This is a genomic window from Streptomyces sp. NPDC001536 (assembly GCF_042894505.1).
Taxonomy (GTDB): Bacteria; Actinomycetota; Actinomycetes; order Streptomycetales; family Streptomycetaceae; genus Streptomyces.
In genome coordinates, this window is the sequence record NZ_JBIAVQ010000013.1 from 134,706 (window position 1) to 157,329 (window position 22,624).

Below are 22,624 nucleotides of genomic sequence, written 5' to 3' on the forward strand. Positions count from 1 at the left end.
GTCCGGCGGCCCGTCAGCCGGCGACGCTCTCGACCGGCCGCTGGGCCGAGGCGGACGCCTCGCGCTCCCCCGACGTCGGCGACAGCGCGACGAAGGCGGAGGTCAGGAAGAGATAGGACCCGAGGCCGACGGCGAGGGGGAAGATGAACTGCATCGCCGTGGCCCCGGGCAGGGCCGCGCCGGAGGGGCTGACGTGCACGCTCACCGAGAACATCCCGGTGTAGTGCATGCTGCTCACCGCGGCCCCCATGATGAGCGAGGCGACGGTGACGGCGACGGGCGACTTGATGTTGAGCGCGGCCCACAGGGCGGCTGTCGCGGCGACGACGGCGATCAGCACCGACAGTCCGACGAGGACCGGGTCGTAGTTCACGTCGCCATGGAGACGTACGGCGGCCATGCCCAGGTAGTGCATGCTCGCCACGCCGAGTCCGGTGGTGAGCCCGCCGAGGAAGAGCGCCCGCGCGCGGTCCTTGCCGTAGCCGACGGCGAAGACGCCGGCACAGACGACGATCATGGCGACGAGCAGGCTCACGATGGTGAGCGGCACGTCGTAGCGGATGTCGGTGCCGCTGACGCTGAAGCCGAGCATGGCCACGAAGTGCATGGTCCAGATGCCGGTTCCGATCGCGGAGGCGGCGGTGATGAGCCAGTTGCGGCGTGAACGCCCCGTGGCGCCGAGCGCGCGGACGGTGCAGCGCAGCCCGAGTGCGGCGCCGATGCAGGCCATCACGTACGACAGCACGGGGGTCAGCCAGCCGAGTGCGGCGTGGTCCAGGTGTCCCATGGCTCAGGGACGCTAGTCGGGGCATGGGCACACAAAGGGGGCGCAGTTCGAAAGGTGTTGGAATATGACGCAGAGATGCACTTGAACGATCGCGTCGCGCTCGAACGTGTGCGCAGGAGCATCATCCTTGTCGGTGAGAGATCATGCGGACCATGAGCGACGACCACACACATGTCCAGGAGTTCTTCGGCGCCCGGGCCGCCGACTGGGACGCCCGCTTCCCCGACGACGGCCCCGCCTACGCCGCCGCGGTCGCCGCCCTCGGGCTGCGCGAGGGGGATCGCGTGCTCGACGCCGGCTGCGGCACCGGGCGCGCCCTGCCGCCCCTGCGTGCGGCCGTGGGGCCCTCGGGAGTGGTCCTCGGGGCCGATCTGACCCCGGCCATGCTCGAGGCCGCCGTACGGGCCGGACGGGACCGCGACGGGCGGTTGCTGCTGGCCGACGTGGCCGCGCTGCCGCTGCGCGCGGACTCGCTCGACGCGGTGTTCGGGGCGGGGCTGATCTCTCATCTGCCCGATCCGGCCGAGAATCTGCGGGAGTTGGCGCGTGTGGTGCGTCCGGGCGGCACGCTGGCGCTGTTCCACCCGATCGGCCGGGCGGCGCTCGCGGCACGGCAGGGCCGGCAGATCACGCCGGACGACCTGCGTGCGGAGCCCCGTCTCCGGCCCCTGCTGGCCGGTTCCGGGTGGCGTATGACGTCGTACGTCGACGAGGACACCCGGTTCCTGGCACTGGCCGTGCGGGACGACTGACCCCGCGGCCCCGCCTCTTCAGTCCCGCCCCGCGACCGCCGCCACGAAGGCGTCGGGGTTGTCGAACATCACGTTGTGACCGGCGCCGGGCACGGTCACCACGCGCACGCCCGCGGCCTCCAGGCCGGCCCTGCCCTCCAGTTCACCGCTCGACTCGCCCTGGAGATACACGCGCTCGACGGTGAGACCTTCGAGGATCGTGCGCATGACGGGGTCGGATCCGCGCCTCAGCCCGACAGCCGTGCGGTGCAGGGCGCGCGGGTCGGCCAGCCGCATGGTCGCCGCCCACAGGGGGCCGACCTGTTCCAGCACGCGCGCGTAGGCACCGTCGACGAAGGCGTCCTCCTCGTGGGAGGCGATGCCGCTGCTGCCCGCGGCGGGCGGTGGGAACGCGTCCAGGTTGGCCTCCGTGAGCACCAGGCGGGAGACCAGCTCGGGGCGCCGGTGGGCGAGCACCAGGGCGACGGCGCCGCCCATGCTGTGCGCGACGAGTTCGGCACCCGTGACGCCTGCCGCGTCCAGGGCCGCCGCCAGGGCGCCCGCGTGGTCGTCGAGCGTGTAACCGAAGTGGTCGGGCCGGTCGCTGATTCCGTGTCCGGGCAGGTCCACGAACAGGCTCCGGTTGCCCGCGAGTTCGGGCCGGGCCGCGATATGGGCGTGGTAGACGGACGAGACCGATCCCAGTCCGTGTACGTACACGCGCGTGGGTTCCTCGCCGGGCACCTCCGTCCAGCGGATGCAGCTGCCCTTGCCGTCGAACTCGGCCTGCTTCATCGCTTCCTCCCTCGGGATCGTCACCAGGACAATACATCGGTAGCGAGGTATGCATCAGGCGATGTACACCCGTCGTACGGCAGAATGCGGGCATGCTGGAGCTCGCCATCCTCGGATTCCTGTACGACGCCCCCCTGCACGGCTACGAGCTGCGCAAACGCATCACCGCGCTGACCGGGCACGTGAAGCCCATCGCGGAGAGCACCCTCTATCCGGCGATCAAGCGCTTGGAGAAGGCCGGGCTCCTGGAGCGCGCGACGGAGCCCGGATCCGTCGCCGCCCCACGACACGTCCTGACGCTCACCGAGGACGGACGGCGCGATCTGCGCCGCCGGCTCGCCGAGCCCGTGCAGCGCGACATCACCGACGAGAACCGCTGGTTCACCCTGCTCGCGTTCCTCCGGCACCTGGACGACGCGTCGGCGCAGGCGGCCGTGCTGCGGCGCAGGCTGGCGTTCCTGGAGGAACCCGCGAGCTTCTTCTACGAGGGCGACCGGCCGCTGCGCGCCGAGGAGCTGGAGGACCCCTTCCGGCGCGGCATCCTGACGATCGCGCGTGCCACGTCCCGCGCCGAACTCACCTGGCTGCGGGACACCCTCACCTCACTGGACGGCTGACCCGTACGGCCGCGTCACGCGCCCAGCGCCGCGAGCACCACGGACCTGGCCTCCTCCTGGACCTGCCGCAGATGGTCCGCGCCGAGGAAGGACTCCCCGTAGATCTTGTAGACGTCCTCCGTGCCCGAAGGGCGGGCCGCGAACCAGGCGTTGGCGGTGGCGACCTTGATACCGCCGAGAGCGGCACCGTTGCCGGGAGCCTCGGTGAGGACCGTGGTGACCGCCTCGCCGGCGAGGGTGTCGGCGGTGACCTGACGCGGGGACAGCTTGGCGAGGAGCGCCTTCTCCTCGCGGGAGGCCGGGGCGTCCACGCGCGCGTAGGCGGGGGCGCCGAAGCGGTCCGTGAGACCGGCGTAGTGCTGCGAGGGGGTCCTGCCCGTGACCGCCGTGATCTCGGAGGCGAGCAGGGCCAGGATGATGCCGTCCTTGTCGGTGGTCCACACCGAGCCGTCCCGGCGCAGGAAGGACGCGCCCGCCGACTCCTCGCCGCCGAAGCCGAGAGAGCCGTCCGACAGGCCGTCCACGAACCACTTGAAGCCCACCGGGACTTCGACCAGCGGCCGGCCGACATCGGCCGCGACCCGGTCGATCATGCTGGAGGACACCAGGGTCTTGCCGATCCCGGCGCTCGCGGGCCACTGCTCCCGGTGCGAGAACAGATACGAGATCGCCACGGCCAGATAGTGGTTGGGGTTCATCAGGCCCCCGTCCGGTGTGACGATGCCGTGCCGGTCGGCGTCGGCGTCGTTGCCGGTGGCGATGTCGAACCGGTCGCGCTGCTCGATGAGCGAGGCCATGGCGTACGGCGAGGAGCAGTCCATGCGGATCTTGCCGTCCCAGTCCAGCGTCATGAAGCGCCAGGTGGGGTCGGTGAGGGGGTTGACCACGGTCAGGTCGAGCCGGTGCTGTTCGGCGATCCGGCCCCAGTAGGCGACCGAGGCGCCGCCCAGCGGGTCGGCGCCGATGCGCACGCCGGCGGTCCGGATCGCGTCCAGGTCCAGCACGTTCGGCAGGTCGGCCACATAGGTGCCGAGGAAGTCGTAACGGCCGGTGCCGGGCGCCGCCAGGGCGCGCGTGTACGGGATACGCCGTACGTCCTTCAGACCGCCGGTGATGATCTCGTTGGCGCGGTCCTGGATCCAGGAGGTCGCCTCGGAGCCCGCGGGGCCGCCGTTCGGCGGGTTGTACTTGAAGCCGCCGTCGGCGGGCGGGTTGTGCGAGGGGGTGACCACCACGCCGTCGGCGAAGCCGGATGTGCGGTTCCGGTTGTGGGCGAGGATGGCGTGCGAGACCGCGGGGGTGGGTGTGTAGCCGTCGGCCTGGTCGATGAGCACGGACACGTCGTTGGCGGCGAACACCTCCAGGGCCGTGATCCGCGCGGGCTCGGACAGGGCGTGGGTGTCGGCGCCGAGGAAGAGGGGGCCGTCGGTGCCCTGGCCCGCGCGGTACTCGCAGATGGCCTGGCTGGTGGCGGCGATGTGGTCCTCGTTGAACGCCGCCGCGAGGGACGAGCCGCGGTGTCCCGAGGTGCCGAAGGCCACTCGCTGCCCGGGCTCGGCCGGGTCGGGGTGCAGCGCGTAGTACGCCGTGACCAGGCGGGCCACATCGATGAGGTCCTCGGGCCCGGCGACCTGTCCCGCTCGCGCGTCCTGCATGTGCCCGCTCCTCCGCAAGAGTCGACCGTGGGGTACGGCCCTCATTCTCCCCTGTCCGGCCCGCCGGGACGCGCACCGGGCGGCCGTTGTGGCTCGCGCGGGGCGGGTGCGACGATGCGGGTCCGCGAGCGAAGGGACACCGACGTGAGCCACGAGGACCAACGGCCGCCCGCCGCGGCGCTGTTCGACGCGCTGGGCGCCGACTACGAGAAGGCGTTCGCCCACGCCCCCGCGCACCTGTCGGCGCTGGAGTGGCTGATCGAGCGGCTGCCGCCCGGCGCGCGGACGCTGGACGTGGGCAGCGGCACCGGGCGGCCCACCGCGGCGGCGCTCGTGGCGGCGGGGCATTCGGTGCTGGGCGTCGACGTATCCCCCGTCATGGTGGAACTCGCCGCCCGTCAGGTCCCCGAGGCCGAGTTCCGCTGTGCCGACATCCGGGATCTCGCCCTCGACGCGGACGCGTTCGACGGTGTGTGCGTGTTCTTCTCGCTGCTCCAGATGACCCGCACCCAGCAGTCGACCCTCATGCGGCGCCTGGCCCTGGCCCTGAGGCCCGGCGGGCATCTGGTGCTGGCCACCGTGCCCGCGGACGTGGCGGACGTCGAGGTGGTCTTCCTGGGCCGGCGGGTCCGCGCGACGAGCTTCGCCGAGGACGACGTGGTCGCCATGGTGGAGGCGGCGGGGCTGAACGTGCTGTCGCGCCACGACCCCACCTTCACCCCGGACCACCCCGGTGCGGGGCCCGAGCCCCACCTCTTCCTGTACTGCCGCCGCGAGGAGGCCGGGCGCTGATGCCCGCGGCACCGCCACGAGCGGGCCGGCGGGACAGCCTCAGCGCCCCCGTTCCTCCGGTGTCGCCGGCGCCTCGGCCGGCGTCGGTCCGGGCCGGGTGAAGAGGACGGCCCGGACGACGGAGGGGGCGAACAGGGCGCTGACGGGCTCGGCGAGGACCAGCACGGCACGGAAGGCGCGCCCCACGACGGGGTCGCCGGACGACCGTTCCGTGACCCGGCGCAGGTACCAGCCCGCGACGCGGTCCGCGGGTCCGGCGGCGACCGCGGTGCCGACCGCGCCCGGCATCCCGCGGTCCGCTCCGGCCGAGATGTCCCACGCCTGCCGCGAGGCCGCGAGCAGCGCCCGCTGCACGCGGCGCGTGGTGGGAGTGCGGCGCCGGTCGGCGAGCGCGGCACGCAGGGCGACCGCGCTCATCGCGGCGACGGCCATGCCCTGCCCGTAGATCGGGTTGAAGGTGCACAGGGCGTCGCCGGTGGCGAGGAATCCGGCCGGGCGGCGGCCGGGCAGGTCGTAGCGGCGCCGGATGTTCGCGGTCCGCCGGTAGCCGAACGGCGGCGAGAGCGGTTCGGCCTCGTCCAGCCAGCGGTCCAGGAGCGGATGCGCCAGTCGCTTGGTGTACTTCTCGAACTCGTCGTCGTCCGTGGGCGGTTCGTCGCCGCGCAGCCCGGAGACGATGACCAGATGGCTGCCGTCCTCCAGGGGCAGCGCACCTCCGCCGTTGACCTGGTCGGGACCGGGGTAGACGTAGTGGCCGAGGGTCTCGCCGTCGAGCGTGCCCTTCCTGCCGCGGTAGACGCGCGAGGCGTAGGCGAGCCCGGTGTCGATGGTCTCCTCGTGCGCGGTCTCGGCGCCGATCGCCGCGAGCCACCGCGGCGCCTTGGTGCCGCTGCCGGAGGCGTCGACGACCAGGTCGGCCTCCAGGGGCCGGGGTTCCGCGCCGGCGCCGCCGGAACGTTCCCGCAGGAGCAGGCCCCGTACGCGCGAGGCATCACCGAGAAGCCCGACGGCCTCCGCCCCCTCCACCACGCCGATCACCGGATCGGCGAGAACCCGCCGCCGTACGAGCTCCTCCAGCTGCGCGCGGGAGCCGGTGTAGATGTGCGTCGACGACGGCCACCGGCGAAGCCATCGGCCGTTCTGCCACAGCACCATGTCCGACGGCAGCCCCACCCGCGGCACCCCCGCCTCCTCCAGTTCCGTCAGGAAGCCCGGCAGCAGCGACTCCAGGGCCGTCTGACCGCCCTCCAGCAGGACATGGGGATGCCGGCCCTGGGGTACGCCGGGCCGTGCCCCGGTGGCCTCCGGGAACCGGTCGCGCTCGACGACGGTCACCCGGTCGCAGTGCTCGGCCAGGACGTGCGCCGCGAGGAGCCCCGCGAGGCTGCCGCCCACGACGACCGCATGCCGCTCGCCCCGGCCGCCGCCATCGCTCCAACGGCCCGTTCCTAAGGCTGAGTTCACCGATCCGCTCCCTTGATCGCCACATGGTGAGGAGACACACGTATCTTGCGCGGCAAGGCGGGTTGACCGTGTTCCGGCCCCCTCGGCGCGTTTCGCAAGCACCCCCGCCACGCCTTCTCGGACAGATCTCTCACAGTCGGCGGCGCGCTTCACCGCGCCGCCCCCCTTCTGCCGCCGGAGCTCCAACCCTACGTTGAGTAGGGGGAGATGAACGATCGGTCAGCCAACCACGCAGGGGGAAGGTGGTCAGCATGTTCGGCAGGGTCCGCAAGTCCTTCGCCAGATTCTTCGACACCGAGCGCGCCGAAACGGACAACGGGCGGGACAAACGCACACACAACCTGTTCGAGGCCGCGGCGGCCTACGTCTCGGCCTGTGCCGAGGACGACCAGGACCAGATCGACGAGGCCGCCGGCTGGGTGTCGCCGGAGGCGCTGTCGTTCGGGGTGAGCGAGCTGGCGTGCCGGGCGGTCATCGCGCTCGCCCGGGAGCGCGACGAGTCGCCGCAGACCGTGGCCCGGGCCCTCCTGGGGCTGCCGGCGGCCTGATCGGCGGCCCGAAGCGTTCGATTCGCCCCGTCCGGCCCGAAAACAGCAGCTCCGGGTGGGCTGGGGAGTCGTGACAAGCGGCTTCCGCGCACACTAGGGTGCGCGCCGTTGGACATACCGATGGGGAGGCTGGGATGGCCGGGACGGACGAGGACACCGTCGCCGCCGAGGACGACGCGCTCTATGTGCTCACGGCGGTGCTGCTGACGCCGGCGAAGTTCCCGAGCGTGCTGGGCGACGACTATCCGGAGGCCTGTGCGGCGCTCGGTCTCGCGCCGCTCGCCGACGGATACGGTCTGGTGCTCGGCCAGGACGGCGGCGGCTCCCGCTGGACGGTCGTCGTCGACGACGTCTCGCTGGTCGCCGTCGCCATCGCGTCCTGGGACTGCGGCATGGAGTACGACCTTTCGCCCGACGAACGCTCGGTCGTCGCCGGCCTGCCCGGCTGGCCCCTCGCCGTGGCCGTCGCGGCTCCCGGTGTGCCCGCGCCGCACGATCCCGAGCCGGAGGTCGCGGACGGCCCTGCGCTGACGCCGCCCGACACGAGCGTCTGGGGGCCGGCTCAGCGCCGCCTGGGGGCCGACGAGATCGCCCTCCAGTGGGCCACGTGGCGCGAGCAGATCGACGACGCCGACTTCCCGGTGCCTGAGCCGGTCGAGTCCGCCGAGAACGGCGAGGAGGGCGCTCCCCGGGGCCACAGCGGCATCCGACGTGTCCTGGCGGAGGCCCGCGGGTACGTGGACACGCCGCCGCCCCTGGGCCGGGTCCGGTCGTCCTTCGCGCCGGGCGACGCCCGCACCCTGCGCGCCGACGGACCCGGCTGGTCGCTCGTGGCCAGGACCGACGACATCGCGTTCGTGCTGCTCGACGACGAGCCCGGCGAGGTACTGCCGGTCGGCCGTGGCCCGGAGCTGCCGGGGCTGCTGGAGGCGCTCGACAAGATGGCCGTACGTCCCAGCTGAACCGGCTCATCGACGGGCGCGGCCGTCCGGGTCCACCAACAGGGCGGCCACGACGGTGTCCGCGTCCCGGTGGGCTCTGAGCGCGTCGAGTTCGGCCCGCCAGGGTTCGTCCCAGGACGCCGCCCGGCCCCCGGCCCGGACGAGGTCCAGCGCGAGGCGGCCGGTCACGGCGGTGCCTCGGGCACGCAGCGTCCGCGCGGCGGCGAGCAGGGCGGCACGCACGCGTGGCCGGCGCAGATCGGCCGGTGCGGAGTGCCGTGCCGGCAGCCGTCCCGCGCCCGCCTCGCACTGCCGCGCGACGCTCGCCCACCGGTGCTCGTCGTGTTCGCCGTTGCGTACGAGCACCATGGCGCTGTCCCAGCTCACGCGCGCCGCGTCGGCGTGGAGTCCCACGGTCTCCAGCGTGTCGGCGAGCGCGTCCAGCACCGCCGACGGCTCCTCGCCGCCGCCCGGGTCCGCGTACTCGGCGCACGCGTGCAGCCGTCGCAACGCGTCGGCACGCGTGTGTGGGTCGACGGTTCGAGCGGCCAGAGCGTCGAAGGCGCCTCGGAACGCCGACTCGGCCACCGGACCGGGCGGCAGCCGGACGAGTTGGCGCGCGACCGCGTCCCACACCGTGCGCGGACGGGCCGGGGCCGCGAGGGCGTCCGCGAGCGCATGGAGCCCGTCGGCCGCGCCCGACACCAGCCACGCCGGAAGCACCTGACACGCGGCGACCACGGTGTCCTCGTCGCCCGTCTCCACCAGCCGTCCAAGGAAGGCGGCGTACGCCTCCCTGGGAACCGCGGCCCCGAGGCCCACGCGCGCGTGCACGACCTCGTCGCGCACGGCGCTCTCATGGACGGCCCCCACCAGACGGTCGGCCACCTCCCGGTGGTCGATCGCGGGCAGCAGGACGCGGGCGAGGACGGCGCGCACGTCCCGGTGCTGGCGCGGCACGTCCCAGGCGGCCAGGAGGGCTTGGAAGGCGTCCTGGCCCGGGAGGTCCGCCAACGCCCGCACGGCTTCCTTGCGGGCGCCCACCGGGCTGTCCGCGGCGCACGCCACGGGTGCCAGCAGGGGTACGGCGTCGTCGTCCGGGAGCCGTGCGATCAGCCGCCGCACGGAGGCCATCGCGGCACGGCCGCGCACTCCCCCGGTTCCCGCGTGCCGCAGCAGGAGGGTCACGGAATCGCGGTCCGGTACATCGCCGAGGGCCGTGAGGGCCGCCGCCGCCACCGGCTGCGGGGCGTCCTGGGCGAGCGCCGTCAGCCGTTCGGGGTCCCTCAGCAGCCGCGCCGCATCGGTGCGCACGTGCAGCGGAGCCGATTCGTCGAGCACCACGCGCGTGTGGTGCTCCTCCCAGGCGTCCCGCTGGGCAGGCAGCCACCGTCCGGCGACGCCGGGCGCGAGGCGAGGTGTCCAAGCGGTCCGGCTGGTCCGCAGCCGGCCCCTGAGGCCCTCGCGCGCGGCGGCCAGGACGGGGGCGAGCAGATCGGTGCGACGGGTGGCGACGGTCCGCAGGACGACGGGAACGGTGACGAAGGTCGGGTCCAGGGCGATCAGTTCGGCGCAGCGCTGTTCGCGCAGCCGCGGCGGCCGGACCCATACGGTCGCGGCACGCGCCGCCAGGTGCGGATCGTCGCACTCGACGGCGAGCCGTCGCGCCTCGGCGTCGAGTTCCGGCAGCACGGTGAGACGTGTCGCGAGGAGTTCGGCGACGGCGGTGCCGACCTCGGGCCGGCGCAGGGCCGTCGGTGCGGTCGCCGTCCAGATGGCCCGGGCGGTCGCCTCGTCGACGTGCAACGGGGGCAGCGCCTCGGTCTGTTCCGGTCCCGTGACGAGTTCGCCGAGCAGCCCGGCCGCGTAGGCCGCGCGGTCCGGTCGGCCGGTCGCCGCCGCCCGCTCGACGACCCGGTGGAGCAGCCGTCGCGCGGCCCTGACGGTGCCTTGCGTCGAGTCGCGGGCCTGGACGGTGGTGAGAACGGCGTCACGCAGAACGCGTTCGGGCAGCGCGGCGAGCAAGTGACCGGCGGCGCCCGCGAGTTGTTCGAGCGCGGGGCGGCGCACGGCGTCCTGGTCGTGCCAGGCGCGTTCGCAGTCGGATGCGATACGGGCGAACTGTTCGGGGTCGTCTTCGAGTTCGGCGCAGACCAGCAGGGCGGGCCAGGCCAGGGAGCGGTGTTGGAGGCGGTGGTTGTCGGCGAGTGCTTTCAGCAATGGTTCGCCCTCGGCGAGCGGCAGGGCCTGTGCCGCTCGGGCCAGGGCCCACGGGCGGCGTTCGCTGCTCAGCGCCGACGGGCGGACCAGATCGGCGCGGTCGGCGGGTTCGAGTGCGGCCAGCGCGTTCACCAGGGCCGGGACGGGCCGTGGCGTCGCGCTGGTGTGCCGCTCGACGATGCGGCGCCGCTCGGCGGGTGGGAGGAGAGCGAGCAGCGGGTCCGGGGTGACGTCGGTGCGGCCCGGGGCGGTGGGCCGGCGTCCGGTGCAGCGGAAGTGCTCGGCGAGTTCCGCCAGGTCGCGGGTGGGCAGCGCGAGGAGCTCGCGGCGCACCGAGGGCGGCAGCGGTTCTGTGGGAACGAGGCGCTCACGGCCGCGGCCGCCGGGGTCGGGGTGCGGGGTGCGCAGCACGGCCAGTGCTTCGGTGGGGCGGGAGAGGGCGGAGAGGACGCCTGCGGGAGTGAGCAGCAGCGGTGTCTTGTCCAGCAGCAGGAGCGCCGCGCGTGGGTCACGCCGGGCGGCGAGCGAGGCGACGGCTCGGTACCGGCGGGTCGCGTGCTGGGGACGGTGCGCGCATCGGGCCGTCACGTGTGCGGCGACGGCGTAGGGGGCGGTGCGGGCCAGGGAGTTGAGGATGCCGGGTGCCGGTTCTGTGCGGGGCAGCCATTCGGCCACCGTCTCGGGAGGGCAGGCGGGCAGGAGTGCGGCCGCTTCCCGGCCGCCGTGGCGTTCGTGGATCCGCGGCAGCAGTCGGGCCGCCAGTGCTGTGCGGCGGCTCAGCTTGAGGAGTCGGTAGGTGTCGTGGCGTACGGCGCTGATGTCGCTCAGGGCCAGGCGTTCCAGGGCCTGTTCGGGCACGGGCAGCCGGATGGCCGCCGAGCGGGCCCGGCGTCCCAGCAGCGGGTCCGCGAGGGCGGCTGCCACCCGTTCCAGGTCGCGGCGGACCACCGCGAGGAACAGAGACGTGTGCCGGTCGGCGGCGTCGCCGCGGTCGAGGACGCGGTGGAGCGTCTCGTAGGCATCCGGAGCGAGGGTGCGGGCGTACCGCGCCAGGGCGCTCGTACGGGCCGGGAAGGGCAGGGTGTCGAAGTGGGCCCTCAGCCAGGCGGGCGTCAGGGGCGCCGGCGGGTTCTGGGGCTGTCGGGACGGCGTCGGGGACGCCTCGTATGCGGCCATCAGCGCTCACCGAGGAGCAGCTGGGCCTCCTTTCCGAAAGTCATGTGGGCCATGGTGGGGTGCCGCTGATCAACTGCGCAAACGCATTTCTCGCGCCCCCGATCTTCGTCCTCCGATCCCCGCCCCCGGGTCTCCGATCTCCGTCCTCCGCACGGCACTTCACATACGGCGACCTCATTCCATGTGGCCCCGACCCATGGATGGCGCGGTACGGCACTCGCACCATGAGGCAGCCCGCGACTCCCCGCCCCGTCCTGGAGGCCCTCATGCCCCTGTCCCGAGGTGTCCCGCTTCTCGCCGCCGCACTGGTGGCGACGGCCCTCACCTGGCCGACTCCCGCCGCAGGCACGCCGGATGGCCACTGCGCACGACAAGGCCGAGTCGACGTGCCGGGCGCGGCCCACCAGCAGAGCGCGTGCCTCACGGACCTGACGACCGCCGGGCTGGCGGGCACCCCGTACACCGACATGGCCGACCAGGCGGGGCTGACGGCCAAGGGGACCCGCACCCCGTCCGGGGTGCCCGGTGTGCAGATCGACGGCTACTTCCCCGACTCCTCCCGCTTCAACGCCACCCACGGCTGGCAGCACGACGCCCAGTTCGTGATCCGGCTGCCGGACCGCTGGAACGGCGGGCTCGTGGTGACGGGCGCCCCGGGTACGCGCAGGCAGTACGCCACGGACACGGCGATCTCCGACCAGGTGCTCGCGCGGGGTTACGCCTACGCCGCGACCGACAAGGGCAACAACGGCGCCGACTTCTACCGCGACGGCACCCGTCCCGGTGACGCGGTCGCCGAGTGGAACGCCCGCACCACGCAGCTCACGCGCGCGGCCAGGCGTGTGGTGGCCCAGCGATACGGGCACGCCCCGAGGCGCACGTACATGACGGGCGTCTCCAACGGCGGCTATCTCACGCGCTGGCAACTGGAGAACCATCCGGAGCTCTACGACGGCGGCGTGGACTGGGAGGGCGCGCTGTGGACCGCGGACGGCCCGAACCTGCTCACCTCGCTGCCCACCGCCGTGGCCCGGATGACCGGTTCGGCGCGGGACGCGGACCTGTACGCGGTGGGCTTCGCGCGCGGCTCGGAGTTCCTGTGGCCCTACCACGAGAAGGCCTATTGGGGAGTCACACAGAAGATCTACCGCGCGGAGTTCGACCCGGCCTACGACCCCGCCTGCCCGGGTCCGACCGCCGGAACCACCCCGGAGCAGGTGCTGGCACCCTGCGCCACCGACGCGACCTACGACTACGCGTCACGCCCTGACTCCGTCCATCGCGCCGTGGCCCGGGTGGCGCTGACCGGACGGATCGGCCGGCCGCTGATCACCCTGCACGGCGACCTGGACGCGCTGCTGCCCCAAGTCGCCGACTCCGATGTGTACGCGCGCATGATCGACACGAGCGGCAGGGGCCGTCTGCACCGCTACTACACGGTCGAGGGCGGCACGCACGTCGACGGCCTGTACGACACCTTTCCGGACCGGCTGCGGCCGATACTGCCCTGCTACCGGTCGGCCTTCGACGCACTGGTGTCATGGGTGGAGCGGGGCACGCCGCCGCCCGCGGACCATGCCGTGAGCAGGCCCGCGAGCGGCGACGTGGTCGACTCCTGCCCCCTGGCCGAGCGGGCCGGGACGGCCCGGTAGCCCGAGGGTCTCAGCGACCGAGCTCCTTGCGTGTGACACGGCGCAGCCTGCGCCGCTGCGAGGGGTCCAGCGTGAGGTACGCGGCGGCCGGTACTCCCAGGACTATCAGGAGCGCGGCCCACCACGGCAGCCAGAACAACAGAAGGATGCCGACCGCCACACCTCCTGCGGCGATCTTCGCGTTCTTGGACATGTGTCGCCTCCTTCGCGGCCACTGCCGCTCTCTGTCCTGAAAACGGGCCCGCGCTCCCCACGGTTCCGCACCACGACCCTGAGACGTCCCTGAGGCGCTACCCCTAGGCGTCCCTGAGACAGGGATACCCATCCCCTCCCCGAGGTGACCCAGGTCACGGCCCGGTCGTTCCGGGTCGGCCGGGCACGTGCTGTAACCTCGGCCACTCCGCGCTGAGTAGTCAAGTTTGAGGAGTGTCGCATTCCTGTGCCGAGGATTCCCGCGGCAACACCGTCCGAGATCTCCGAACTGGCCCGTTGCTGTGCCGTGTTCGTCCCCGGCGACCCGGCCCGCACCGGCGGCGTCGCCTTCTGGGACCCCGATGGCGACGCGCCGCCGACCGTCGCGTCCGGGGCCGTCGAGGACCTGACCGTCGTCGTGCCCGCGGAGGAGGGGGTGGAGACGGTGACCGTGCCGGCCGTGCTGCTGCCGGTGCGGGCGGCCCTGCCCGTCCTCACGCGTGCGCGTGCCGCCACGCACGGCCATCGGGCGACCGTGTTCTGGGGCACGGCCGCCGTGCACGCCCTGCAACTCGCGGCCCGCGGGCTGCTGCTGCCCGGCCTGTCCGAGGGCGACCACGACGCCTGGCGCATGGGCCCGCTGCGCCCCGAGGACATCGAGCGGGTCCGGGCGCTGGCCGCGGCGATGCCGCCCGAGGCGCACGCCGTACCGCTCGACGACGGCCCACCGCTGCGGCTGCCCGACCCCGAGCGGCTGCTGCGCGCCTTCCTCGACGCGATCACCGACACACTGCCCCGCTCCCCCGCCGCGTCGCTCGTGACCGGCGGCCCCGCCTACGCGGCGCCGGAACCGCGGCACGTGCCCGGGCACCGGGCCTGGGCGGCCGATGTGGCCGCGGGCCACGACGCGGGCGTACGACTGTCGTTGCGGATCGAGGTGTCCGGTCTCTCGACCGCGGCGCAGGACGACGCCGCCCCGGCGTTCCGGGCCGTGCTCCAGGTGCACGACGTGAGCGATCCGGCGCTGGTCGCGGACGCCGCCGAGGTATGGGCCGGGCCGGGTGGGGCCTTCGGCCCGCGCGCGCGGATGGACGCTCTGCTCGCGTTGCGCCGCGCGGCCCGCGCCTGGCCCTCGCTCGCGCCCCTGCTCTCGGCGGCCGTGCCGAACGCGCTCGAACTCGCCGACGAGGAGGTCACCGATCTCCTCGTGGCCGGCGCCCGGACTCTCGCCGCGGCCGGCGTCGACGTGCACTGGCCCAAGGACCTCGCCCGCGAACTGACGGCCCGCGCGGTGGTCGGCCCGCCCGACGACGAGCCGGGGCCCGGCAGACTCTCCTCGGACACACCGTCCTTCCTCTCCGCAGACGCGCTCCTGGCCTTCAACTGGCGGTTCGCACTGGGCGATCATCAGCTCACTCGCGAGGAGCTCGACCGACTGGCCGAGTCGAACCGCCCGGTCGTGCGGCTGCGTGACCAGTGGGTCCTGATCGACCCGCAGCAGGTGCGCCGGGCCCGCGCCCAGCAGGACCGCAAGATCACCCCCGTCGACGCGCTTGGCGCCGCTCTCACGGGCTCCACGGAGATCGACGGCCACCGGGTCGAGGTGCACCCCACGGGATGGCTCGCGACCCTGCGGGAGCGGCTCGCCGACCCCGAGGCGCAACAGCCGGTCGAGCAGCCCGCGCAGCTCGCGGCCACACTGCGGGACTACCAGCGGCGCGGCCTCAACTGGCTGGCGCGGATGACCTCCCTGGGGCTGGGCTGCTGTCTCGCCGACGACATGGGGCTCGGCAAGACGATCACGCTCATCGCCCTGCATCTGCACCGGCAGACGGACCCGTCGACCGCCGGCCCCACGCTCGTGGTGTGCCCGACGTCCCTCATGGGCAACTGGCAGCGCGAGATCGAGAAGTTCGCTCCCGGCACGCGCGTGCGCCGCTTCCACGGGCCGCGACGGGACCTGGACGCCCTGTCCGACGGGGAGTTCGTGCTCACCACGTACGGCACGATGCGGCTCGACGCCGGCCGGCTGGCCGACGTGTCGTGGGGCATGGTCGTGGCCGACGAGGCGCAGCACGTCAAGAACCCTTACTCGGCGACGGCACGGCAGCTGCGTTCCATCGGCGCACGCGCACGCGTGGCGCTCACCGGCACCCCGGTGGAGAACAACCTGTCGGAGCTGTGGGCGATCCTCGACTGGACGACTCCCGGTCTGCTGGGCCGCCTCGGTACGTTCCGCGCGCGGTACGCGCAGGCCATCGAGGGCGGCCGGGACCCGAGGGCCGCCGAGCGGCTGTCGCGGCTGGTGCGCCCGTTCCTGCTGCGCCGCCGCAAGTCGGACCCCGGCATCGCTCCGGAGCTGCCGCCGAAGACGGAGACGGACCGCGCGGTGTCGCTCACCAAGGAGCAGGCGGGTCTGTACGAGGCGGTGGTGCGCGAGACGCTCGCGGAGATCTCCGGCGCCGACAGCATGGCGCGGCGCGGGCTGATCGTGAAGCTGCTGACCGGGCTGAAGCAGATCTGCAACCACCCGGCGCAGTACCTCAAGGAGGACCGGCCGAGGATCGACGGACGGTCCGGAAAGCTGGAACTCCTGGACGAGTTGCTCGACACCATCCTCTCCGAGGAGGCGGGCGTGCTGGTCTTCACCCAGTACGTGCAGATGGCCCGCCTCATCGAGCGGCACCTGGCCGCCCGCGGAGTGCCCTCGCAGTTCCTGCACGGCGGCACGCCCGTCGCACAGCGGGAGGCGATGGTCCAGCGCTTCCAGGACGGTGAGGTCCCGGTGTTCCTGCTGTCGTTGAAGGCGGCGGGTACGGGGCTGAACCTCACCCGGGCCGAGCATGTCGTGCACTACGACCGCTGGTGGAACCCGGCCGTGGAGGCGCAGGCCACCGACCGAGCGTACCGGATCGGGCAGAACCGGCCGGTGCAGGTGCACCGGTTGATCGCCGAGGGCACCATCGAGGACCGCATCGCCGACATGCTCAGCCGCAAGCGGGAGTTGGCCGACGCGGTGCTCGGCGCCGGGGAGGCGGCGCTCACGGAACTGACGGACGCGGAGCTGGCGGATCTGGTCGAACTGCGAGGGGGCACACGATGAGTGACGACACGGAACGCACGTTCGCCGCGCTCCCTCCCGCGCACGGGAAGGGCTTCGCGCAGACCTGGTGGGGCCAGGCCTGGCTGAAGGCGCTGGAGGACGCCGCGCTCGACTCCCAGCAGGTGAAGACCGGCCGCAGGCTCGCGCGCGCGGGAGCCGTCGGCGCGGTGTCGGTACGGCCGGGGCGCATCACGGCCGTCGTCCAGGACCGCGACCGCACCCCGCACCGGGCCGATGTGCTGCTGGAGCAGCTGTCCGACGACCAGTGGGACCGCTTCCTGGACATGACGGTCGAGCGCGCCGGCCATGTCGCGGCTCTCCTGGACCGCGACATGCCACCGCACCTGGTGGAGGACGCGGCGGCCGCGGGCGTCGAACTCCTGCCGGGCATGGGCGAGCTGGAGCCGGAGTGCGACTGCGAGGCCTGGGACCACTGCGGGCACACGGCGGCGCTCTGCTACCAGGTGGCGCGGCTGCTGGACGAGGACCCCTTCGTCCTGCTGCTGATGCGGGGCCGCGGCGAGCGCGCCTTGCTGGAGGACCTCCAGGGCCGTACCGCCGTACCCGACGAGGCGCCGGTCCTCCGGGAGGGCGTGGACGCCGCCGAGGCGTTCGCGGCCGGGGACATCCTTCCGCCGCTGCCCCTCCTGCCGGAACTCCCCGAGGAGCCCGGCGTACCGCCTTCCCTGGACACCGAGACTCCGGCCCCGCCCGGTGTCGATCCGGCCGCCCTGGAATACCTGGCCGCCCGGACCGCGGCCCAGGCTCTGCGTGTGCTGGCCGGACAGGACGCTGTCGACGACGAGTTGACGCTCGCCCAGGACGCCGTACGCCTCGCGGTGGGCGCTCCTGACAGGGCCGTGCTGGAGCGGCTGTCGGAGGGGTCGGGGCGCACCCCGGAGGAGCTGTCGCCGGCCGTGCGCGCGTGGCGGGACGGCGGCGTGGCCGCGCTGGACGTGCTGGAGGAGGAATGGACCGTAGGGGGTGAAACGCTCGCACGCGCGCGGGCCGCGCTCGACTCGGCGTGGGACGAGGAGGAGCGGCCGTCGTTGCGGGCGAAGGGCAACCGGTGGACGGTGGTGGGCTCTTCGAGCCAGTTGCGCCTGGGGCGCGACGGGCGCTGGTGGCCGTACCGGAAGGAGCGGGGCCGCTGGGTGCCCGCGGGGAGCGCCGTCCAGGATCCCGCGACCGCGCTGGCCGCGGCTCAGGAGGCGTTGGAGATAGGTTGACGTGCCATGAGGCACTTCGGCCAGGACATCCTCACCGTCGCGGACGAGCTCACCGAGGCGTACGCCGAGATCTTCACCGCCCCGCCCTGGGACCACCGGAACGCCGAGGAGACCCGCTCGGCGTTCCGGGAGCGGCTGGAGACGGACGCGCGCCGCCCCGGTTTCCGTGCCGTCCTGGCGCTCTCGGACAGCGGTGGGGTGGACGGTTTCGTCACGGGCTGGACCACGCCGTCTCCCTTCCGCTGCGACCGCGCGTACGGCAAGGTCACCCGCCGGCTCGGCGCCGACCGTGTCGACGAGCTGCTGGTCGGCGCCTTCGAGGTCGACGAGTTGGGCGTACGGTCGCACGCCCGCGGCAACGGTCTGGGCCGTCGGCTGCTGTCGGCCCTGACCGCGACGGTGCCCGAGGGCCGGGCGTGGCTGCTGACCTGGGACCAGGCGCACGACACGCTCGCGTTCTACCGTCGTACCGGCTGGACGGAGCCCGAACCGCTGCCCGGGCAGGAGACGGACGTGGTCGTGTTCCTGGCACCCGCCAGGGCTGCTACGACTCCGTGAGGCGGCCCTGCCACAGCATCGGCAGGACGTGGTCCCTGACCGCCGGCGCGATCCGGATGTCGTCCTCGTGCCCGGTGATCCAGCGCAGATGCGCCAGTTCGGCGGCGGGGCGGGGCACTTGGGCAAGGCGCGCACCGTAGAGGGACATCCGCATGGGCACGCCTTCGAGGGCGGCCACGGCTTCGACGTCGGCCAGGAACCGCGGTTCCAGGGGCCGTACCCCCAACTCCTCGTCCAGCTCGCGGTACAGCGTCTCCAGGGGCGCCTCGCCCGGGTCCGGTTTGCCGCCCGGCACATAGAAGACCTCGGGGGCCGCCTGCTTGCTCACCACCAGGAGCCGCCCCTTGCGGACGATCGCGGCCGCCACGACTTCGAGCACCTCTTGTGTCATGGGGCCCATCCTCACCCACGCTTGACGAGCCCCTGCCACACGTCGTTCACCTGGCGGTCGCACGGCGTTCGACACGGGGCCCAAATCTGGCCGCTGTCAACGCACTTGTTCACCCAGGAGGCCCGATGTCCCCGTCTGCCACCGGCCGGCGCCGCGTCCACCGTTCCCTCGCGGCGGGCGTGCCCTTCGCCGTGCTGGCCGCGCTCGTGGCCGCTTCCCCGGCCGAGGGCGCCTCGTCGGGCGAGCCGCATGTCATCCGCACGGCGACGCTCGGGGACATCCCGCTGGGCGCGTTCAGCAACGCGCTGCTGCCCGGCACGGTGGCTGACGACCGGGGCGTGGACCTCGGCGGTATCGGCAGCGACATCTACCCCGCGGGCCGCAAGGGCGAGTTCTGGACCGTCACCGATCGCGGCCCCAACGGCCAGATCAAGGTCGACGGCACGAAGCGCCGCACGTTCCCCGTGCCCGGATTCGACCCGGCGATCGTGAGGATCAAGGTGTCGGGCGACACCGTGAAGGTGCTGGACGCGATCCCGATCACCACCTCCTCCGGCAAGCCGGTCACCGGGCTGTCGAACCAGGAGGGGCGCGACGAGGCGCCGTACACCTATGACGCGAGGACGCCCCTGTCGTACAACCCGAACGGGCTGGACACCGAGGGCATCGTGCGGGCCGCGGACGGCAGTTTCTGGATCGTCGACGAGTACGGGCCCTCGCTGGTCCATGTCTCCGCGCGCGGGAAGGTGCTGACGCGCTACGTCCCCGAGGGGCTGAACCTCACCGGTACCGGCTACCCGGTGGTGGAGGCGCTGCCCGCCGTGCTACTGCACCGGAAGATCAACCGCGGCTTCGAAGGGCTCGCCCAACTGCCGGGCGGTGACCTGGTGCTGGCCGTGCAGAGCCCGCTGTCCCTGCCGGACACGGACGCGGGTGAGGCGTCGCGGACGACCCGTCTGCTGCGGTTCTCGCCCAGGAAGAAGGCCGTCACCGCCGAGTACGCGTACCGCTTCGACCCGGTGGACGTCGTCGACCCGAGCGAGGACGACACCTCCGAGCTGAAGATCTCCTCGGTGGTCGCCGTGGGCGGCGACCGTCTGCTGGTCGAGGAGCGCACCGACAAGGCGGCACGGCTCCAGCTCGTCCGCCTGGACCGCAGGGCGAACATCCTCGGCGGCCTCTACGACGACGACTCCACGTCCCCGTCGCTGGAGCAGCTCGACGACCCGGCCGCCTCGGGGGTGCCGGTGCTCGCCAAGCGTCTGGTGGTCGACCTGGGCACGGTCGACGGGGTGCCGGGGAAGATCGAGGGCGTCGCGCGCGTGGACCGCGACACGCTCGCCCTGATCAACGACAACGACTTCGGGATGACCGACGGCACGGGCGCGTTCGACGCGCAGGGCCGGCTGGTCGACAGCGGGGTGGAGACGACGGTGACGTACGTGCGGCTGCCGCACGGCATCTGATCACGTCAGGGGTGCGGTGAGCTTGCGGGTGCCCTCGGTGTCGGCGGCCAGGCTGCACGCCACGTTGTCGATGCCGAGCCGGTAGCCGGCGGCGTCCGGGTACTGCACCAGGGTGCCGCGGACGGTCCCGCCGGGCTGGTCCGCCGCCTTGCTGTCGAGCGTCCGCTCGCACAGGTCCGACGCGGCCTTCTTCAGGGCCGCGTCGGTCGTGTAGTCGCCTTCGAGTTCAGCGACCTTCACGACCTCCGCGTCGTGCGGTTGCCCGCAGGAGCGTTTGGCCGCCTGCCCGGGCCGGTCGCCGTCGGTGTCGAAGCAGTCGCCGGTCCGCAGCATGTAGTACGGCACTTCGTCGGACGCGAAGGACGGGAACAGCGATTCGAGGCCGCTCGGGAACTCGCTCGGCAGGTCGGTGGGGAACTGCGAGGGCAGCTGGGTCGGCAGCTTGGTCGGGAGTTTGGTGGGCAGTTCGGTCGGCAGGCTCAGCGTGGGGCGGGGCGAGCTGCTCGCGCTCGCGCTGGGCTTGTCGCCCGGCGAGTCGTCGTCGTTGCCCGACGCCATCAGCACGACGGCGGCCACGGCCGCGGCGACCACGAGCACGGTGAGCAGGATGAACAGCGGGCTGCGGCCCCGGCCCGGACCGCCACCGGGCGGTTCCGGCGGCGGAGGCGGGTCCCAACCCCCGTACGAGGGCGGTCCCTCGCCTCCGGGAGGCGGGCCGTACCCGCCGGGAGGCGGACCGTACCCTCCCGGAGGTCCATAGCCCCCTCCCGAGGAGCCGAAGCCTTCAGGAGGGGGGCCGAAGCCGCCGCCGTAGGGCGGCGTGTCGTCCGGCGGCCCGGGCGGCTGAGGCGGTACGGGCGGCATGGCCATACCGTCCAGGGTCGCCGTGCGCGGGGCACGGCGCGACCCCCGCACGGAAGTTGATACCGGTTCATGCCATGGACGGCATGGTTCCGGAGCATTCCGCGCGGGGGCCGATCAAACAGGGAGACCGATCACACACGCACGCACGCGTGCGTTCAGCCGCGGGCGCCCAGCAGGTGGTCCATCGCCAGCTGGTCGAGCTGCTCGAAGGCCATACCGCGCGCGGCGGCCGCCTCCACGTCGAACTCCTCGAACGCCGTACGGTCCGCGAGCAGCGACTTCAGGCCGTCCGCCGCCGTGGCCTGGGCCAGCTCGTCCAGACGCGCGGCCCGCAGCGCCTCCAGGACCTGCGGGTCGGCGCGGAAGGCGGCCGCACGCTCCTTGAGGATGAGGTAGTTGCGCATGCAGCCCGCGGCCGACGCCCAGACACCGTCGATGTCCTCGGTGCGCGGCGGCTTGAAGTCGAAGTGCTTCGGGCCCGCGTAACCGGCGCTCTCCAGCAGGTCGACCAGCCAGAAGGCCGAGCGCAGGTCGCCCGCGCCGAAGCGCAGGTCCTGGTCGTACTTGATGCCGGACTGGCCGTTGAGGTCGATGTGGAAGAGCTTGCCCGCCCACAGGGCCTGCGCGATGCCGTGCGGGAAGTTCAGCCCGGCCATCTGCTCGTGGCCGACCTCCGGGTTGACGCCGTAGAGCTCCGGGCGCTCCAGGCGCTCGATGAACGCCAGGGCGTGGCCGACGGTGGGGAGCAGGATGTCGCCGCGCGGCTCGTTCGGCTTGGGCTCGATGGCGAACTTCAGGTCGTAGCCCTGCTCGGTGACGTACTCGCCGAGGAGGTCGAAGGCCTCCTTCATGCGGTCCAGAGCCACGCGTACGTCCTTGGCGGCGCCGGACTCCGCGCCCTCGCGACCGCCCCAGGCGACATAGGTCTCGGCGCCCAGCTCGACCGCCAGGTCGATGTTGCGGATCGTCTTGCGCAGCGCGTAGCGGCGCACGTCGCGGTCGTTCGCGGTGAACGCGCCGTCCTTGAAGACGGGGTGCGTGAAGAGGTTGGTGGTGGCCATCGGCACCTTCATGCCGGTCGCGTCGAGGGCCTCCCGGAAGCGCTTGATGTGGCCCTCGCGCGCACTGTCCGAGGCCCCGAAGGGGATCAGGTCGTCGTCGTGGAAGGTCACACCATGGGCACCGAGCTCGGACAGGCGCTGCACGGTCTCGACAGGGTCCAGGGCACGCCGCGTGGCGTCGCCGAACGGGTCCCTTCCCTGCCAGCCGACGGTCCACAGGCCGAAGGTGAACCTGTCCTCGGGGGTGGGCTGGTAGTTCATGTCGCGGCTCCTTGCTCGCTTGCGACTATTTCGTCATGGCCGTTTACAAATTAGTATGCGATCGCGTCTCTGGGAAGAGACAAGATGTCTCCGACGGTCTTCGGACGGAGACACGAGCCGC

The 22,624-nt window shown here is 73.1% G+C and carries 19 protein-coding genes; 10 read left to right on the plus strand and 9 right to left on the minus strand.

Features of this window, described 5'->3' with window-relative positions; genetic code table 11:
• Nucleotides 1-13: 13 nt before the first annotated feature.
• Nucleotides 14-787 carry an MHYT domain-containing protein gene (locus tag ACFY0U_RS31660; protein WP_388641648.1) on the minus strand — a complete coding sequence of 258 codons (774 nt, stop codon included), beginning with the start codon at nt 785-787 and terminating at the stop codon, nt 14-16.
• A 152-nt stretch (nt 788-939) separates the two neighbouring features.
• On the opposite strand from ACFY0U_RS31660, the gene ACFY0U_RS31665 reads away from it, so the two are divergent.
• Nucleotides 940-1,539, plus strand: coding sequence for a class I SAM-dependent methyltransferase (locus ACFY0U_RS31665; protein WP_388641650.1), 600 nt, complete (start codon nt 940-942; stop codon nt 1,537-1,539).
• An 18-nt stretch (nt 1,540-1,557) separates the two neighbouring features.
• Here ACFY0U_RS31665 and ACFY0U_RS31670 read toward each other — a convergent pair whose 3' ends face one another.
• Nucleotides 1,558-2,313: an alpha/beta fold hydrolase gene (locus ACFY0U_RS31670; RefSeq protein ID WP_388641651.1), complete on the minus strand. Its 756-nt coding sequence runs from the start codon at nt 2,311-2,313 to the stop codon at nt 1,558-1,560.
• Between the two features lie 92 nt (nt 2,314-2,405).
• On the opposite strand from ACFY0U_RS31670, the gene ACFY0U_RS31675 reads away from it, so the two are divergent.
• Nucleotides 2,406-2,930, plus strand: coding sequence for a PadR family transcriptional regulator (locus ACFY0U_RS31675; protein ID WP_388641653.1), 525 nt, complete (start codon nt 2,406-2,408; stop codon nt 2,928-2,930).
• Nucleotides 2,931-2,944: 14 nt separating this feature from the next.
• Here the strand turns inward: ACFY0U_RS31675 and pgm are convergent, their stop codons facing one another.
• Nucleotides 2,945-4,585 carry a phosphoglucomutase (alpha-D-glucose-1,6-bisphosphate-dependent) gene (gene pgm, locus ACFY0U_RS31680; protein WP_388641654.1) on the minus strand — a complete coding sequence of 547 codons (1,641 nt, stop codon included), beginning with the start codon at nt 4,583-4,585 and terminating at the stop codon, nt 2,945-2,947.
• Nucleotides 4,586-4,729: 144 nt separating this feature from the next.
• On the opposite strand from pgm, the gene ACFY0U_RS31685 reads away from it, so the two are divergent.
• A complete protein-coding gene (locus ACFY0U_RS31685; RefSeq protein ID WP_388641655.1) occupies nt 4,730-5,377 on the plus strand; it encodes a class I SAM-dependent methyltransferase in 648 nt (215 codons plus the stop codon).
• Nucleotides 5,378-5,416: 39 nt separating this feature from the next.
• Here the strand turns inward: ACFY0U_RS31685 and ACFY0U_RS31690 are convergent, their stop codons facing one another.
• A complete protein-coding gene (locus tag ACFY0U_RS31690) occupies nt 5,417-6,772 on the minus strand; it encodes an NAD(P)/FAD-dependent oxidoreductase (protein ID WP_388641905.1) in 1,356 nt (451 codons plus the stop codon).
• A gap of 320 nt (nt 6,773-7,092) precedes the next feature.
• Here ACFY0U_RS31690 and ACFY0U_RS31695 point away from each other — a divergent pair, with 320 nt between their 5' ends.
• Nucleotides 7,093-7,389, plus strand: a complete 297-nt coding sequence (locus tag ACFY0U_RS31695; protein WP_388641657.1) for a hypothetical protein — start codon at nt 7,093-7,095, stop codon at nt 7,387-7,389.
• A gap of 134 nt (nt 7,390-7,523) precedes the next feature.
• A complete protein-coding gene (locus ACFY0U_RS31700; protein ID WP_388641658.1) occupies nt 7,524-8,351 on the plus strand; it encodes a hypothetical protein in 828 nt (275 codons plus the stop codon).
• Nucleotides 8,352-8,357: 6 nt separating this feature from the next.
• Here the strand turns inward: ACFY0U_RS31700 and ACFY0U_RS31705 are convergent, their stop codons facing one another.
• The gene (locus ACFY0U_RS31705; RefSeq protein ID WP_388641660.1) at nt 8,358-11,726 is read right to left on the minus strand and encodes a hypothetical protein; all 3,369 of its coding nucleotides are present in this window, start codon (nt 11,724-11,726) and stop codon (nt 8,358-8,360) included.
• Nucleotides 11,727-11,992: 266 nt separating this feature from the next.
• Between ACFY0U_RS31705 and ACFY0U_RS31710 the strand changes: the two genes are divergently transcribed.
• Nucleotides 11,993-13,378, plus strand: a complete 1,386-nt coding sequence (locus ACFY0U_RS31710; protein WP_388641907.1) for a tannase/feruloyl esterase family alpha/beta hydrolase — start codon at nt 11,993-11,995, stop codon at nt 13,376-13,378.
• Between the two features lie 10 nt (nt 13,379-13,388).
• Here ACFY0U_RS31710 and ACFY0U_RS31715 read toward each other — a convergent pair whose 3' ends face one another.
• Nucleotides 13,389-13,571: a hypothetical protein gene (locus tag ACFY0U_RS31715; protein WP_365396404.1), complete on the minus strand. Its 183-nt coding sequence runs from the start codon at nt 13,569-13,571 to the stop codon at nt 13,389-13,391.
• Between the two features lie 246 nt (nt 13,572-13,817).
• On the opposite strand from ACFY0U_RS31715, the gene ACFY0U_RS31720 reads away from it, so the two are divergent.
• The 3 genes from ACFY0U_RS31720 to ACFY0U_RS31730 are packed head-to-tail and all read left to right on the plus strand — an operon-like array spanning nt 13,818 to nt 18,460.
• A complete protein-coding gene (locus ACFY0U_RS31720) occupies nt 13,818-16,673 on the plus strand; it encodes a DEAD/DEAH box helicase (RefSeq protein ID WP_388641661.1) in 2,856 nt (951 codons plus the stop codon).
• Nucleotides 16,670-17,902 carry an SWF or SNF family helicase gene (locus ACFY0U_RS31725; RefSeq protein WP_388641663.1) on the plus strand — a complete coding sequence of 411 codons (1,233 nt, stop codon included), beginning with the start codon at nt 16,670-16,672 and terminating at the stop codon, nt 17,900-17,902. Before ACFY0U_RS31720 ends, ACFY0U_RS31725 begins: the two co-directional genes overlap by 4 nt.
• Nucleotides 17,903-17,908: 6 nt before the next feature.
• The gene (locus tag ACFY0U_RS31730; RefSeq protein ID WP_388641664.1) at nt 17,909-18,460 is read left to right on the plus strand and encodes a GNAT family N-acetyltransferase; all 552 of its coding nucleotides are present in this window, start codon (nt 17,909-17,911) and stop codon (nt 18,458-18,460) included.
• On the opposite strand, the gene ACFY0U_RS31735 is transcribed toward ACFY0U_RS31730, so the two are convergent.
• Entirely contained in the window at nt 18,447-18,851 is a 405-nt protein-coding gene (locus ACFY0U_RS31735; protein WP_388641665.1) for an NUDIX domain-containing protein, read from the minus strand. The genes ACFY0U_RS31730 and ACFY0U_RS31735 overlap by 14 nt on opposite strands.
• 125 nt (nt 18,852-18,976) lie before the next feature.
• Here ACFY0U_RS31735 and ACFY0U_RS31740 point away from each other — a divergent pair, with 125 nt between their 5' ends.
• Nucleotides 18,977-20,317 (plus strand): esterase-like activity of phytase family protein, encoded by a 1,341-nt coding sequence (locus ACFY0U_RS31740; protein WP_388641667.1) that lies wholly within the window; start codon nt 18,977-18,979, stop codon nt 20,315-20,317.
• Here the strand turns inward: ACFY0U_RS31740 and ACFY0U_RS31745 are convergent, their stop codons facing one another.
• Nucleotides 20,318-20,914: a hypothetical protein gene (locus ACFY0U_RS31745; protein WP_388641668.1), complete on the minus strand. Its 597-nt coding sequence runs from the start codon at nt 20,912-20,914 to the stop codon at nt 20,318-20,320.
• A gap of 422 nt (nt 20,915-21,336) precedes the next feature.
• A complete protein-coding gene (gene xylA / locus ACFY0U_RS31750; protein ID WP_388641670.1) occupies nt 21,337-22,503 on the minus strand; it encodes a xylose isomerase in 1,167 nt (388 codons plus the stop codon).
• Between the last annotated feature and the right edge of the window lie 121 nt (nt 22,504-22,624).